This window comes from Streptomyces sp. NPDC031379, from assembly GCF_055569615.1.
Map to the genome: position 1 here is coordinate 134,720 of NZ_JBVIIT010000010.1, position 14,781 is coordinate 149,500.

At 72.6% G+C, this 14,781-nt stretch carries 13 protein-coding genes; 11 read left to right on the forward strand and 2 right to left on the reverse strand.

Annotated elements, in window-relative coordinates:
• Positions 1 to 2 precede the first annotated feature (2 nt).
• The 10 genes from ACZ5CW_RS16695 (at position 3) to ACZ5CW_RS16740 (ending at position 12,658) form a co-directional block, all read left to right on the forward strand.
• Complete coding sequence (locus ACZ5CW_RS16695) at positions 3 to 1,970, forward strand: prolyl oligopeptidase family serine peptidase (protein ID WP_468601812.1); 1,968 nt, start codon at positions 3 to 5, stop codon at positions 1,968 to 1,970.
• Positions 1,967 to 2,890 carry a S66 peptidase family protein gene (locus ACZ5CW_RS16700; RefSeq protein ID WP_468601814.1) on the forward strand — a complete coding sequence of 308 codons (924 nt, stop codon included), beginning with the start codon at positions 1,967 to 1,969 and terminating at the stop codon, positions 2,888 to 2,890. The genes ACZ5CW_RS16695 and ACZ5CW_RS16700 overlap by 4 nt, the downstream gene beginning before the upstream one ends.
• Before the next feature lie 17 nt (positions 2,891 to 2,907).
• Positions 2,908 to 3,459 carry a GNAT family N-acetyltransferase gene (locus ACZ5CW_RS16705; protein ID WP_468601816.1) on the forward strand — a complete coding sequence of 184 codons (552 nt, stop codon included), beginning with the start codon at positions 2,908 to 2,910 and terminating at the stop codon, positions 3,457 to 3,459.
• 379 nt (positions 3,460 to 3,838) lie between these two features.
• A complete protein-coding gene (gene kdpF / locus ACZ5CW_RS16710) occupies positions 3,839 to 3,928 on the forward strand; it encodes a K(+)-transporting ATPase subunit F (protein WP_468601818.1) in 90 nt (29 codons plus the stop codon).
• Between the two features lie 8 nt (positions 3,929 to 3,936).
• Positions 3,937 to 5,598, forward strand: a complete 1,662-nt coding sequence (gene kdpA, locus ACZ5CW_RS16715) for a potassium-transporting ATPase subunit KdpA (RefSeq protein ID WP_468601820.1) — start codon at positions 3,937 to 3,939, stop codon at positions 5,596 to 5,598.
• A 32-nt stretch (positions 5,599 to 5,630) separates the two neighbouring features.
• Positions 5,631 to 7,727 (forward strand): potassium-transporting ATPase subunit KdpB, encoded by a 2,097-nt coding sequence (gene kdpB / locus ACZ5CW_RS16720; RefSeq protein ID WP_468602072.1) that lies wholly within the window; start codon positions 5,631 to 5,633, stop codon positions 7,725 to 7,727.
• Positions 7,728 to 7,732: 5 nt separating this feature from the next.
• On the forward strand, positions 7,733 to 8,365 hold the full coding sequence (locus ACZ5CW_RS16725; RefSeq protein ID WP_468601822.1) for a potassium-transporting ATPase subunit C: 633 nt from the start codon (positions 7,733 to 7,735) through the stop codon (positions 8,363 to 8,365).
• A gap of 388 nt (positions 8,366 to 8,753) precedes the next feature.
• Complete coding sequence (locus tag ACZ5CW_RS16730) at positions 8,754 to 9,092, forward strand: SAV_915 family protein (RefSeq protein ID WP_468601824.1); 339 nt, start codon at positions 8,754 to 8,756, stop codon at positions 9,090 to 9,092.
• Between the two features lie 14 nt (positions 9,093 to 9,106).
• A complete protein-coding gene (gene lysA, locus ACZ5CW_RS16735) occupies positions 9,107 to 10,441 on the forward strand; it encodes a diaminopimelate decarboxylase (protein WP_468601826.1) in 1,335 nt (444 codons plus the stop codon).
• A gap of 183 nt (positions 10,442 to 10,624) precedes the next feature.
• The gene (locus tag ACZ5CW_RS16740) at positions 10,625 to 12,658 is read left to right on the forward strand and encodes a DUF5107 domain-containing protein (RefSeq protein ID WP_468601828.1); all 2,034 of its coding nucleotides are present in this window, start codon (positions 10,625 to 10,627) and stop codon (positions 12,656 to 12,658) included.
• A 4-nt stretch (positions 12,659 to 12,662) separates the two neighbouring features.
• Here the strand turns inward: ACZ5CW_RS16740 and ACZ5CW_RS16745 are convergent, their stop codons facing one another.
• The gene (locus ACZ5CW_RS16745) at positions 12,663 to 13,010 is read right to left on the reverse strand and encodes a VOC family protein (RefSeq protein ID WP_468601830.1); all 348 of its coding nucleotides are present in this window, start codon (positions 13,008 to 13,010) and stop codon (positions 12,663 to 12,665) included.
• Positions 13,011 to 13,091: 81 nt separating this feature from the next.
• Between ACZ5CW_RS16745 and ACZ5CW_RS16750 the strand changes: the two genes are divergently transcribed.
• Entirely contained in the window at positions 13,092 to 13,532 is a 441-nt protein-coding gene (locus ACZ5CW_RS16750; protein ID WP_468601832.1) for a phage holin family protein, read from the forward strand.
• Positions 13,533 to 13,634: 102 nt separating this feature from the next.
• Here the strand turns inward: ACZ5CW_RS16750 and ACZ5CW_RS16755 are convergent, their stop codons facing one another.
• A complete protein-coding gene (locus tag ACZ5CW_RS16755) occupies positions 13,635 to 14,591 on the reverse strand; it encodes an LLM class F420-dependent oxidoreductase (protein ID WP_468601834.1) in 957 nt (318 codons plus the stop codon).
• Positions 14,592 to 14,781 lie beyond the last annotated feature (190 nt).

Consider the following 14,781-nt stretch of genomic DNA (forward strand, 5'->3'; position numbering starts at 1 on the left):
CGATGGGGGACGAGGTGCTGAAGGCGGCGTACGGTTCCTGGCCCTCGCCCATCGACGCGGCGCTGGCCGCGGCGCACGACGGGCATCCCGAGTGGGTGGGGTTCGTCGGTGACGAGGTGTGGTGGACCGAGCCGCGGCCGGCCGAGGGCGGGCGGCGGGCGCTGGTGCGCCGGACGGCCGACGGCACCGAGGAGTCGGTGCTGCCCGCGCCGTGGAACGTGCGCAGCCGGGTCATCGAGTACGGCGGCCGGCCCTGGGCCGGGGTGGTGCGGGACGGCACGCCCCTGGTGGTCTTCACGCACTTCGCCGACCAGCGGCTGTACCGGTACGAGCCCGGCGGCGAGCCCCGCCCGCTGACCCCCCTGTCACCGGTGGGCGGCGGACTGCGCTGGGCGGAGCCCCGGGTGGACCTCGCGCGCGGTGAGGTGTGGTGCGTGCTCGAGGAGTTCACCGGGGACGGTCCGGACGACGTGCGGCGCGTCCTGGCCGCCGTACCGCTGGACGGCTCGGCCGCCGAGGACCGCACCGCCGTCCGCGAACTCACCGACGGCCGGCACCGCTTCGTCACCGGCGCCCGGCTCTCACCGGACGGCCGCCGGGCCGCCTGGCTCGCCTGGGACCATCCGCGGATGCCGTGGGACGGTACCGAGCTGCTCGTCGGCGAGATCGGTGCCGACGGCGTCCTGCACACGGTCCGCACGGTGGCGGGCGGACCGCAGGAGTCCGTGGCCCAGGCCGAATGGTCCGCGGACGGCCGTCTGCTGTACGCGAGCGACCGCAGCGGCTGGTGGAACCTGTACCGGGACGGCCACCCGCTGTGCCCGCGCGAGGAGGAGTTCGCCGGCCCGCTGTGGAAGCTGGGTCTGTCCTGGTTCGCGCCGCTGGACAACGGGCTGATCGCGGTCGTCCACGGCCGGGGCTCGACCCTGCTCGGCATACTGGACCCGGAGTCCGGCGAGGTCGTCGACGCCGCCGGGCCGTGGACCGAGTTCGCTTCCACGCTCGCGACGCACGGCGAACGGGTCGTCGCCGTCGGCGCCAGCCCGCGCACCGCATACGAGGTGGTCGAGCTGGACACCCGCGGCGGACGCGCCCGCGCCATCGGCGCCCGGCACCGCGACCCCGTCGACCCGGCCTACTACCCCGAACCGCAGATCCGGGTCTTCACCGGCCCCGAGGGCCGCGAGGTGCACGCCCACGTCTACCCCCCGCACCATCCCGGGCGGACCGCGGCCGACGGCGAGTCGCCGCCGTACGTCATCTGGGCGCACGGCGGTCCCACCAGCCGGGTGCCGCTCGTACTGGACCTGGAGATCGCCTACTTCACCTCCCGGGGCATCGGTGTCGCCGAGGTCGACTACGGCGGCTCCACCGGATACGGCCGGGCCTACCGCGAGCGGTTGCGCGAGCAGTGGGGCGTGGTCGACGTCGAGGACTGCGCGGCCGTCGCCCGTGCCCTCGCCGACGAGGGCACCGCCGACCCCGCCCGGCTCGCGATCCGGGGCGGCAGCGCGGGCGGTTGGACCACCGCCGCCTCCCTGACCACGACCGACCTCTACGCCTGCGGCACGATCATCTACCCGGTCCTGGACCTGGCCACCTGGGGCCCGGGGGACACCCACGACTTCGAGTCCCGCTACCTGGAGTCGCTGATCGGGCCGCTCGCCGAGGTGCCGGCCCGGTACGCCGAGCGGTCGCCGACCACTCACGCCGACCGGCTCACCGCGCCCTTCCTGCTGCTCCAGGGCCTGGACGACGTCATCTGCCCGCCCGCCCAGTGCGAACGCTTCCTCGCCCGGATCGACGGCCGGGGCGTGCCGCACGCCTACCTCACCTTCGCGGGGGAGGGGCACGGATTCCGGCGGGCCGAGACGATGGTCCGCGCCCTGCAGGCGGAGCTGTCCCTGTACGCTCAGGTGTTCGAGCTGAATCCGGCGCCGGAGGTGCCGAAGGTGGAGTTGGTGACGTGAAGGAACTGGTGCGTCCGACCCGGCTGGCCCCCGGGGCGAGGGTGGCGGTCGTCGCCCCCAGCGGTCCGGTGCCCGAGGAGCGGCTGCAGGCGGGGCTCGACGTGCTGCGCGGCTGGGACCTCGACCCGGTGACCGGGCCCCATGTCCTCGACCGGCACGGCGCGTTCGACTACCTGGCCGGCACGGACGCCGACCGCGCCGCCGACCTCCAGAACGCCTGGTGCGACCCGGCCGTGGACGCGGTGCTGTGCGCCCGCGGCGGCTACGGTGTGCAGCGCATGGTCGACCTGCTCGACTGGGAGGCGATGCGGGCGGCCGGGCCGAAGGTCTTCGTCGGCTTCAGCGACATCACCGCCCTGCACGAGGCCTTCGCCACCCGCCTCGGGCTCGCCACGCTGCACGGTCCGATGGCCGCCGGCCTCGACTTCGTCAAGAACGCGCGGGCCCAGGAGCATCTGCGGGCCACGTTGTTCGCCCCGGAGACGGTCCGCACCATCGCCTCCGGCGGTGCGCCCCTGGTCTCCGGCCGGGCCCGGGGCGTCACCCTCGGCGGCTGTCTGTGCCTGCTCGCCGCCGAACGCGGTGCTCCGCACGCCCGCCCCTCGGCGGCCGGGGGACTGCTGTGTCTGGAGGACGTGGGCGAGGAGACGTACCGGCTGGACCGGTATCTCACCCAGCTCCTGCGGGCGGGCTGGCTGGACGGCGTGCGCGGCGTGCTGCTCGGCTCCTGGGAGGACTGCCCCGACTACGCCGAGGTGCGCCCCCTGCTGGCCGACCGGCTCGGTGCGCTCGGCGTTCCGGTGGTGGAGGACTTCGGGTTCGGGCACTGCGCGGGCGCGCTCACGATCCCCTTCGGGGTCGCGGCCGAACTCGACGCGGACACGGCCACCTTGACCCTCGACGAGCCCGCGCTGCGCTGACGCCGTAGGCTGGCCGGATGCCGCACACCCCGTCGCGCTTTCTCGCCGAAGGCCCCCGCGTGGGCATCCGCCCCTTCACCACCGAGGACGGCCCGGAGTTCACCGCGCGGGTCCGGGAGAGCAAGGGCCTGCACCGGCCGTGGCTCTTCCCGCCGGACAGCGAAGAGGCGTACGCCGCCTACGCCGGCCGGCTGATCGAGGATCCGACCAAGGCCGGCTTCCTGGTGTGCGAGAAGGACAGCGGGGACATCGCCGGGTTCGTCAACATCAACAACATCGTCCGGGGCGGCTTCCAGTGCGGCGCCCTCGGCTACGGAGCGTTCGCGCACGCCGCCGGGCGCGGGCTGATGCGCGAGGGCCTGGACCTGGTGATCGGGTACGCCTTCGGACCGCTGGGCCTGCACCGGCTGGAGATCAACGCGCAGCCCGAGAACACGGCCTCCATCGCCCTCGCCCGGGGCGCCGGGTTCCGGCTGGAGGGTCTGTCGCCGAACATGATCTGCATCGACGGAGCCTGGCGCGATCACGAACGCTGGGCGATCACCGCCGAGATGAGGCCCGGCGGCTGAAGCCGGCGTTCCCCGTTCCCTGACGCGGCTCGGACATGCGCCCTCGGTGACGAGGCGCGTGCCGTCACCGTGCGCTCCCCCCTGCCCCGGAGGACCGCGAGGCCGGTCCGGAGCCCGCGCCCCTCGGCTCCACCTGCCGTCACCGCGGCCTGCTCACCGGTACGTGTCAGGGGCCGTAAGAGTCCCGTCAAAGCCGCACGGTCCGCCGTAAGAGAGCCGTCAACGGTGACCGGATCCGGCCGGCGAGGAGGTTTCCTCGAACCGTCCGTTTCCACCGAACCTCACTCCAGGAGTTCGCGATGGCCGATCTGGCCTTCGTCGTCACCGTGCTCGCGGGTTTCGCGCTGGTGGCTCTCGTCGCCCGGGGGGTGACGAAGCTGTGACCGCCGAGAACATCGTCGGCCTCGTCGTGGCCTTCGCCCTGCTGGGCTATCTCGTCCTCGCCCTGATCTTCCCGGAGAGGTTCTGAGAGCCGCCATGGGTCCCGTTTCGGCCGGCGTGCTCCAACTGCTCGCCCTCATAGGCGCCCTGGCGCTCGTCCACATCCCCGTCGGCACCTACCTGGCCCGGGTCTACTCCTCCGAGAAGCACCTGCGGGTGGAGAAGTGGATCTACAAGGGCATCGGTGCCGACCCCGACACCGAGATGACCTGGCCCGCGTACCTGCGCGGCGTCCTCGCCTTCTCGGCCGTGAGCGTCCTGTTCCTCTACCTGCTCCAGCGGCTCCAGGGCGTCCTGCCCGGCTCGCTCGGCTTCTCCTCGGTGAATCCGGCGCAGTCGTTCAACACGGCCGTCTCGTTCGTGACCAACACCAACTGGCAGTCGTACTACGGCGAGCAGACCATGGGGCACGTCGTGCAGACCGCCGGACTGGCCGTGCAGAACTTCGTCTCCGCCGCCGTGGGCATGGCGGTGGCGGTGGCCCTGGTGCGCGGATTCGCCCGCTCGCGCACCGGTGAACTGGGCAACTTCTGGACCGACCTGGTACGCGGCACGCTGCGCGTCCTGGTGCCGATCGCCGCGGTCGCGGCGGTGATCCTGGTCGCCCGCGGCGCGATCCAGAACTTCTCCGGCATCCACGAGGTCGGTCAGTTCATGGGCGGCTCGCGGCAGTGGAACGGCGGCGCGGTCGCCTCCCAGGAGGCCATCAAGGAGCTGGGCACGAACGGCGGCGGCTACTTCAACGCCAACTCCGCCCACCCCTTCGAGAACCCGACGCCCTTCACCAACCTCTTCGAGATCTTCCTGATCCTGGTGATCCCGTTCTCGATGACCCGCACCTTCGGCGTGATGGTCGGTTCGGTGAGGCAGGGTTACGCGATCCTCGCCACGATGTTCACGATCTGGCTGGGCTTCACCGCCCTGATGATGTGGACCGAGTTCGCCCACCACGGCCCGGCGCTCCAGGCCGCGGGCGGGGCGATGGAGGGCAAGGAGGTCCGCTTCGGCGTCGGCGGCTCCTCGATCTTCGCGGTGTCCACGACCCTGACGTCGACGGGTGCCGTGGACTCCTTCCACTCCTCCTTCACCGGACTGGGCGGCGGGATCACCCTGCTCGGCATGATGCTGGGCGAGATCGCGCCCGGCGGCACCGGCTCCGGCCTCTACGGCATGCTGATCATGGCCGTGATCGCGGTGTTCATCGCCGGTCTGATGGTGGGCCGTACGCCCGAGTACCTGGGCAAGAAGATCGGTGGCCGGGAGATGAAACTCGCCGCCTGCTACCTCCTCGTCACCCCTGCGCTGGTGCTGGTCCTCACCGCGGCCTCCCTGGCGCTGCCGACCCCGCCGCACTCGATGCTGAACTCCGGCGCGCACGGCTTCTCCGAAGTCCTCTACGCCTTCACCTCCGCGTCGAACAACAACGGTTCGGCCTTCGCGGGCCTGAACGCGAACACCGACTGGTTCAACACCATGACCGGACTCGCGATGCTGCTGGGCCGCTTCCTGCCGATGGTGTTCGTGCTGGCGCTGGCCGGCTCGCTCGCCGGGCAGCGGCCCGTCCCGGTCACCGCGGGCACCCTGCGCACCGAGAAGCCGCTGTTCACCGGCCTGCTGGTCGGCGCGATCCTGATCATCACCGGTCTCACGTACTTCCCGGCCCTGGCGCTGGGCCCGCTCGCCGAGGGGCTGGCGTGACGACCACCCGAACGGAGAACCACGAGGACACGATGTCCACTCCCACCCTTGTGCCCCACCAGGACGCGCCGACCGGGCACAAGCCCGCCGAGGGCCGTGTCGGAGCGGGCCTCTTCGATCCCGGGCAGCTGGTCACGTCCCTGCCGGAGGCGTTCCGCAAGCTCGACCCGCGAGTGATGGTCAAGTCGCCGGTGATGTTCGTGGTGTGGATCGGCTCGGTCCTGACCACCGTCTTCTCCTTCAAGGACCCGACCGACTGGTTCGGCTGGACGATCAGTGCCTGGCTGTGGCTGACGGTGGTCTTCGCCAACCTGGCGGAGGCGGTCGCCGAGGGCCGCGGCAAGGCCCAGGCCGACACCCTGCGCAAGGCCAAGACCGACACCGTCGCCCGCCGGCTGCTCACCGACGGTTCGCAAGAGTGCGTGCCCGGCACCGCGTTGCGGATCGGTGACCTCGTGGTCTGCGAAGCCGGTGACGTCATCCCCGGCGACGGTGACGTCGTCGAGGGCGTCGCGTCCGTCGACGAGTCGGCGATCACCGGCGAGTCCGCCCCGGTCATCCGCGAGTCCGGCGGCGACCGGTCCGCGGTCACGGGCGGTACGAAGGTCCTCTCCGACCGGATCGTCATCAAGATCACGACGAAGCCGGGCGAGACCTTCATCGACCGGATGATCAACCTGGTCGAGGGCGCGGCCCGGCAGAAGACGCCCAACGAGATCGCGCTGAACATCCTGCTCGCCTCGCTGACGATCGTCTTCCTGCTCGCGGTGGCGACCCTGCCGCCGTTCGCCGACCACGCGGGCACCCACCTGACGATGGTCGTGCTGGTCGCCCTGCTGGTCTGCCTGATCCCCACCACCATCGGCGCGCTGCTCTCCGCGATCGGCATCGCGGGCATGGACCGCCTGGTGCAGCGCAACGTGCTGGCGATGTCGGGCCGTGCGGTGGAGGCCGCCGGTGACGTCTCCACGCTGCTGCTCGACAAGACCGGCACCATCACCCTCGGCAACCGCCAGGCGGCGGAGTTCGTGCCGGTGAGGGGCGCCACCGAGGCCGAGGTCGCCGACGCGGCCCAGCTGTCCTCGCTGGCCGACGAGACGCCCGAGGGCCGCTCGATCGTCGTCCTGGCGAAGGAGAGGTACGGGCTGCGCGAACGCCACCAGGGCGAGCTGCGGCAAGCCGAATGGATCGAGTTCACCGCCCAGACCCGCATGTCGGGCGTGGACGTCGACGGCAGGAAGATCCGCAAGGGCGCCACCGCCTCGGTCATCTCCTGGGTCGAGGAGCGGGGCGGCACGGTCGCCATGGACGCGGACGCCATGGCCCATCGCATCTCCGAGGCCGGCGGCACCCCGCTGCTGGTCGCGATCGCGGACGGGCAGGGCGCCCGCGTCCTGGGTGTGATCCACCTGAAGGACGTCGTCAAGAAGGGCATGCGGGAGCGGTTCGAGGAGCTGCGCCGCATGGGCATCAAGACGGTCATGATCACGGGTGACAACCCGTTGACCGCGAAGGCGATCGCCGAGGAGGCGGGCGTCGACGACTTCCTCGCCGAGGCCACGCCCGAGGACAAGATGGCCCTCATCAAGCGGGAGCAGGCGGGCGGCAAGCTGGTCGCGATGACCGGTGACGGCACCAACGACGCCCCGGCCCTCGCCCAGGCGGACGTCGGCGTGGCGATGAACACCGGTACGTCGGCCGCGAAGGAGGCCGGCAACATGGTCGACCTCGACTCCGACCCGACCAAGCTGATCGAGATCGTCGAGATCGGCAAGCAACTCCTCATCACGCGGGGGGCGTTGACGACGTTCTCCATCGCCAACGACGTCGCGAAGTACTTCGCGATCATCCCGGCCCTGTTCGCGGCGGTCTACCCGGGCCTGGACAGGCTGAACATCATGCGGCTGTCCTCGCCCGACTCCGCGATCCTGTCGGCCGTCGTCTTCAACGCGCTGATCATCATCGCGCTGGTGCCGCTGTCCCTGAAGGGCGTGCGGTACCGGCCGATGAGCGCGGACAGGATGCTGCGGCGCAACCTCGGCATCTACGGCATCGGCGGCCTGATCGCCCCGTTCATCGGCATCAAGATCATCGACCTGCTCATCTCCCTCATCCCCGGAATCGGCTGATCGCCATGAACAACTCCGTCACGAACACCGCCCGGTTGCTCGGGGCGGGCCTGCGCGCCCTCCTCGTGCTGACCCTGGTGACGGGCGTCATCTACCCGCTGGTCGTCACCGGCATCGCCCAGGGGCTGTTCCACGACAAGGCGAACGGCTCCGAGATCAAGGCGGACGGCAAGGTGGTCGGCTCGTCCCTGATCGGGCAACAGGGTTACGGCCCCCAGTACTTCCAGCCCCGCCCCGCAGCCGGCCTGGGAGAGAACTCGGTCAACACCCGGTACACGCTGATCCTGTCCGGCGCGACCAACCTGTCCGCCGCCAACAAGGACCTGATCAAGCAGGTCGAGGCCGCCAAGGCGGCGGTGGTCAGGGACAACTCGGTGCCCGGCTACACCGTGAAGCCCTCGGACGTGCCCCCGGACGCGGTGACCTCCTCCGGCTCCGGTCTGGACCCGGCCATCTCCCCGGCCTACGCCGAACTCCAGGTCCACCGGGTCGCCGCGAAGAACGGCCTGCCGCTCGCGCGGGTGCGAAAGCTCGTCGAGGACCACACCGAGGGCCGCACCCTCGGCTTCATGGGTGAGCCCCGCGTGAACGTCCTGGAACTCAACATCGCGCTCAAGGACCTTGTGGCCAAGGGCTGACGGGGTCACCTGGACCGAGCGGGAGCCGGCGGCCGGATGCGTCCGGCCGCCGGCTCGCCGCCGTCCGTCCGTCAGCCCGAGGTGGTGCCGCAGCTGGACCTGGGCCCGCCCGACACGGACCACGTCGACGTCATCAAGGATCTGCGGGGCGGGAGCCGCGCCGCCGATCCCGGTCCCGTCCGCCCGGCGGGCGTCCGACGAGAAGCCGCCGTGCTCGGCCGGGGCGTCAGTGTCCCGTCAAGGTCGCACGGATCACCGTCAGCGTCCCGTCAGGGCCCGCCCGGAAGCGGGGGCGGGCGGGCATAACGTCGAGGGCGAGCCCCGGTCCGCCTCCCCGCGTCCGGGGCGTCCCGGACCACTCGCTCCCTGCCCTTTCGGAAGGCACCCCATGGCAGAGCTTCTGCACGGCGACGACCCCGAGCCCGCCGATCGGTTCCCGGCCGGACCCCTGTACGTTCCGGTCCGGCCGGGACCCTCCGGCTGTGCGGCCCGGCTCTTCCGCACACCGCCCGGCGAGCGCACGGCCGTCGGCTTCACCTCCGAACGCCGGCTCACCGCCACGCTCGGCCCCGGCCAGGCGTGGATCCGCCTCGCCGAGACCGCCCTGCGCGTGCTCACCGCACCGCTCGGCGTCACCACCGTCACGGTGGACCCGCAGTTCACCGCCCCGGCTCCCGCCCCGGTCACACCGGTCACCACCGAGATTCCCGCGCTGCGGATCGCCTGAGAGGGGCAGCCACGATGACCACGCTCCACGAGCCCACCGCCCCCGGCACGGTCGCCGGCCTGTCGGTGTGGCCGGCCTCCACCACCGAACCCCGGCACGGCGGCCTCGCCGTGGGCGGCGTCTCGCTCGCCGAGGTCGCCGACCGCTTCGGCACGCCCGTCTACGTCCTCGACGAGGCCGAGGTCCGCGACCGCTGCCGCACCTACCACGATGCCTTCCCCGACGCCGAAGTCCTCTACGCGGCCAAGGCGTTCCTGTGCCGGGCCATGGCCCACTGGATCGACGAGGAGGGCCTCGGCCTCGACGTCTGCTCCGCCGGCGAACTGGAACTCGCCGTCACCACCGGCTTCCCGCCCGAACGGATCGTGCTGCACGGCAACGCCAAGTCCCCGCGCGACCTGGACACCGCCCTGCGGCTGGGCGTGGGCCGCATCGTCATCGACAGCCCCTCGGAGATCGCCCGGCTGGCCGCCGCCGTCGGCCCCGAAGGGCACCAGAAGGTCATGGTCCGGGTCGTTCCCGGCATCAACGCGGGCGGACACGAGAAGATCCGCACCGGCACCGACGACCAGAAGTTCGGCCTGTCGATCGCCGACGGCTACGCCCAGCACGCCATCGCCCGCATCCTGGACCAGCCGCAGCTCGAACTCACCGGACTCCACTGCCACCTGGGCTCGCAGATCACCAGCGTCAAGCCGTACCTGGCCGCCGTACGGCGCATGGTCGGCCTCATGACCCGCCTGTACGAGCAGCACGCTCTGGTGCTGCGCGAACTCGACCTCGGCGGCGGCCACGGCATCGCCTACCGTCCCGGCGAGGAGGCCCTGGACCTCACGGCGCTGGCCCGCAGGGTCCGCACGGAACTCGCCGACGCCTGTGCCACGGCCGGACTCCCCGTTCCCCGGCTGATCGTCGAACCGGGACGCGCGATCGCGGGCCCCGCCGGAATCGCCCTGTACCGCGTCCTGTCCGTGAAGCACACCGGCGACCACGTCTTCGTGGCCGTGGACGGCGGTATGAGCGACAACCCCCGCCCCGCCCTGTACGGCGTCCGGTACGCGCCTCGCCTGGTCGGCCGGCACAGCAGCGCGGACCCGGCCCGGGTGACCGTGGTGGGCCGCCACTGCGAGGCGGGCGACATCCTGGCCGCCGACGCCGAACTCCCCGCCGACGTCCACCCCGGCGACCTGCTCGCCGTACCCGTGGCCGGCGCCTACCACCTCTCCATGGCCTCCGCCTACAACCTGATCGGCCGCCCGCCCGTGGTCGCCGTACGCGACGGCATCGCCCGCCTCCTCGTCCGCCGGGAATCCCTGGAGGACATCCGCGGCCGCGACGTGGGCCTGTAGCGGACCCGCACGCTCCGACTCCCGGGCGGGCCGGTCGTCCCTCACCCACGCCGGCCGACCCGCCCGGGCCTGAGCGCACCCCTGCCCTCACGGCGGGCGCGTGACCGGCCGGCCCGGTCGCGGCGGCCTTTGCGCAATCCTGACCGGCAGCTCCCCTGGCCGAGTCCCGCGGCGGCGGGTTCCATGGTCATCGTGACGAGGATCCGACGTGAGGTACTGACGCTGCCCGCCGCGCAGTTGGGACCCGACAACCCGCTGCCCCCGCTGCGCCCGCTCGACGAGGTCCACCGCGTCGACGACCGGGAACGGGAGCTGCTGCCCAGGGACATGCTCCGCCGGCTCGATCACGAGCCGCTGCGCAGCCTGCTGCCGGTGCGGATCCGTGACGGGTACGGCCGAACCCGCGAGCCCTGCCCCCTCGAAGCGCTGGTGATCGAGAACGACCGGCTGCGCGCCACCGTCCTGCCCGGCCTCGGCGGCCGGATCGCCTCCCTGCTCCACCTGCCCACCGGACGCGAACTCCTCTACCGCAACCCGGTGTTCCAGCCCGCGAACTTCGCCCTCAACGGCGCCTGGTACTCCGGCGGCATCGAGTGGAACATCGGCGCCACCGGCCACACCACCCTCTCCTGCGCCCCGCTGCACGCCGCCCGGGTCCCCGCCCCGGACGGCGGCGAGATGCTGCGCCTGTGGGAGTGGGAGCGGCTGCGCGACCTGCCCTTCCAGATCGACCTGTGGCTGCCCGAGGGCTCCGACTTCCTCTACGTCGGCGTCCGGATCCGCAACCCGCACGAGCGGCCCGTGCCCTCGTACTGGTGGTCCAACATCGCCGTCCCCGAGGACCGTCGGGTCCTCGTCCCCGCCGAACAGGCCCTCCACTTCGGCTACGAACGCCGGCTGCGCCGGGTGCCCGTCCCGTCGTACGACGGCATCGACCACACCTACCCGCTCAACAGCGCCTACGCAGCGGACCACTTCTACGAGATCCCGGACGGCCGCCGCCGCTGGATCGCCGCACTGGACGTGGACGGGCACGGACTCGCGCAGACCTCCACCGACGTGCTGCGCGGCCGCAAGCTCTTCGTGTGGGGCACCGGCCCCGGCGGCCGGCGCTGGCAGGAGTGGCTGACCGAGCCCGGCACCGGCGGCTACTGCGAGATCCAGGCCGGGCTCGCCCCCACCCAGCTGGAGCACGTCCGGCTGGAGTCGGAGAGCGAGGTGTCCTGGATGGAGGCGTACGGGCCGCTCGACGCGCCGCCCGACGGGGAGTGGCACCAGGCCGTCCGCGGAGCCGAGGAGCGTCTGGCGTCGGCGCTGCCCCGGGCCCGGGTCGAGGAGGCGTACGCCGCCTGGCGGCCGAGCGCCGACACCGATCCCGGCGAGACCCTGGCCGCCGGCTCCGGCTGGGGCGCGCTGGAAGTGCTGAGCGCCGGCTGGAAGCTGCCGGGCACACCGTTCGCCGAGTCCACCCTCGGCGAGGCGCAGACGCCCTGGCGGGAGCTGCTGCGCACCGGCTCCCTGCCCCGGCCGCACCCACTGCGGCCGCCCGGCGAGACGCCGGTCGCCCCGCACTGGCGGGACATGCTGGAGACCGCGCCGGCCACCCCGCACACCGAGTACCACCTCGGGGTCGCCCAGTGGCACGCCGGTGACCGCGCGCAGGCGGTCCGCAGCTGGGAGCGCGCCCTCCCGCTCGCGCCCGCCCGGTGGCCGTTGCTGCGCTGTCTGGCCGTCTCCGACCAGGAGGCCGGCCACCACGAGCGGGCCGCCGAACGGTACGCGGACGCCTTCGACGACCTGTGCGGCGCACTTCCCCACGCCCTGAACGGCGAGGGTTCCCTGAACGGCGAGGGTTCCCTGAACGGAGAGGACGGTGCCCCCGGTGACGACGACGGCGAGACCTGGACGGCCGCCGTGGCCGCGCTCGGCCGGGAGACGCTCGAAGCGCTGCTCCGCGTCCGGCGCGCGGCGCGGGCACGGGAGGTGTGGGACCGGCTGCCGCCCGCAGTCCGGCAGCGCGGCAGGTTCCGGCTGCTCGAGGCCGAGCTGCTGCTCGCCGAGGGCCACACCGCGCAGGCCGGGGCCGTCTTCGAGGAGGGCTTCGAGGTCGCCGACCTCCGGGAGGGCGCGGACGCGCTCGGCCGGCTGTGGGCCCGCCTCGGCGACGGACCCCTGCCCGCCCGCTACGACTTCCGGATGCGACCGGACCCGCTGTGAGCGCTCAGCCGCGCTGGTCCACGTACTCGAAGACCGACCCGTCCGGGTGCATCGCCAGCAGATTGCGGCCCACCGGCGTCGGCACCGGCCCCGCGATGATCCGGGCGCCCAGCTCCGTCAGCAGCCGGTGGGCCTCGTCCACGTCCTTCACGGCGATCGTCGCCGCCACCTTGCGCAGGATCTCCAGTTCCGTCTCCGGGCCGCTCATCAGCAGGAAGGAGCCGACCGCGGCGACCTGGACCCCGCCGCGGTCGAAGCGCAGCGCTCTGCCGCCCGCCAGAGCCTCGTAGAAGGGGACCGCGGCTTCGAGGTCGTCGACGCAGATGCGCAGCGAGGCGCCCAGAATCTCCATACGGCCGAGCCTAGTTGGGGCAGCCGGGACCGCGCACCGGCCTGGGCGTTACCCGCTGTGTCCAGCGGGTACCCGCTGGGTATGGACCGTTTGGATCACCTGGAACATCTGGACAAGCACCTCGTCGACGAGCTGGCACAGGTGGCACGCGAGACGGTACGCGACGAACTGCGTGAGCAGAGCCGCAAGCAGCGCCGCACCGCCATGCTCTACGCCGCCTCCGGCGCCGCCGCCCTCTACGCGGGCGGCGCGGTGGCGCTCGCCGTGGGCCTGGCCCTGGCCATCGGCCTGCCCGGCTGGGCAGCCGCGCTGATCACCGCGGCGATCCTCGGCGCGGTGGCCTACCTGCTGCGCGGCGCAGCCCACCCGAAACACAGCCGGCCGTCGGCTCCGGGGCACGTCGTCGGCGGCACCCCGCCGGCCGCCCCGCCGAGCGGGCTCGGCATGCCGTACCCGCCGATGCCCTCCGGCGCCCCGCCCCGCCCGGACATCGACCCGGACATCCCGCACCACAGGGCCTGACGCCCGGGAGCCGCCGGCCTCCGGGCCCCGGTTGCCCCGGCCACGCAGCCACGCGGCCGGGGCACCCGGGGCCCGGGCACGCTTGATTCCGGCTCGCCCGGCTCACGAGGCGAGCTGTGGCAGCACCTTCGTGCGGTAGAAGTCGAAGAAGCCCCGCTGGTCGGCCCCGATCTGATTCACGTACACCCGGTCGAACCCCGCGTCGGCGAACGCCCTCAGCGCCGACACATGCTCGTCCACGTCGTCCCCGCACACCGACTGCTCCCGCACCATGTCCTCGGTGACCAGCTCGTGCAGCTGCTCGAAGTGGCGCGGCGAGGGCAGCACCTGGCCCATCTCGCCGGGCAGCAGCTCGTTGTACCAGAGCCTGTGCACCGTGCGGACGCACTCCTCGCGGTCGGTCCCGTAACAGACCTTCGTACCGCCGCTGACCGGCTTGGCTCCGCCGCCGCCCTTGCGGAAGCGGGTGACCATCTCCTCCTCCGGCATCATCGTGATGTAGCCGTCGCCCACGCGGGCGGCGAGCGCCGTGGCCTTCGGGCCGAAACCGGAGATGTCGATCGGCACCGGCTCCTCCGGGACGGTGTAGAGGCGGGCGTTCTCCACGGTGTAGTGCGTGCCGTGGTGGCTGACCTCCTCGCCGGTGAACAGCCTCCGCATCACCTGGATCGACTCCTCCAGCATCTCCAGGCGCACGTGCAGCGGTGGCCACCGGTCGCCGAGGATGTGCTCGTTCAGCGCCTCGCCGGTGCCCACGCCGAGCCGGAAGCGGCCCTCGGTCATCACCGCGCTCGTCGCCGCGGCCTGCGCCACCACCGCCGGGTGCATCCGTACGGTCGGGCAGGTCACCGCGGTCTCGATGGGCAGCGACACCGCTTCCGACAGCGCGCCGATCACCGACCACACGAACGCGCTCTGGCCCTGCGCGTCGTTCCACGGGTGGAAGTGGTCGGAGATCCACAGCGCCTGGAAGCCGGCCTGCTCCGCCATCCGGGCCTGTTCGACGAGGGAGGCGGGGTTGTGTTCCTCGCTCGCCAGGAAATAGCCGTACTCGGGCATGGCAGGCACCTCCGCGGGGCCGCTGGGTCGGCTGTGGTCCGGTCCGGGGCCGGGTAACCGGGGGCGACCGGGGCGAAACGCCGCTCCGGGCGGTGCGCCGAGCGGGCGGCGTCCGGGTGCCGGGACAGGCGTACGGGTGACCCGCCCGGCGTTTGGGTGCCCCGGCCCCGGTTACGCGGAAGGCCTCGGA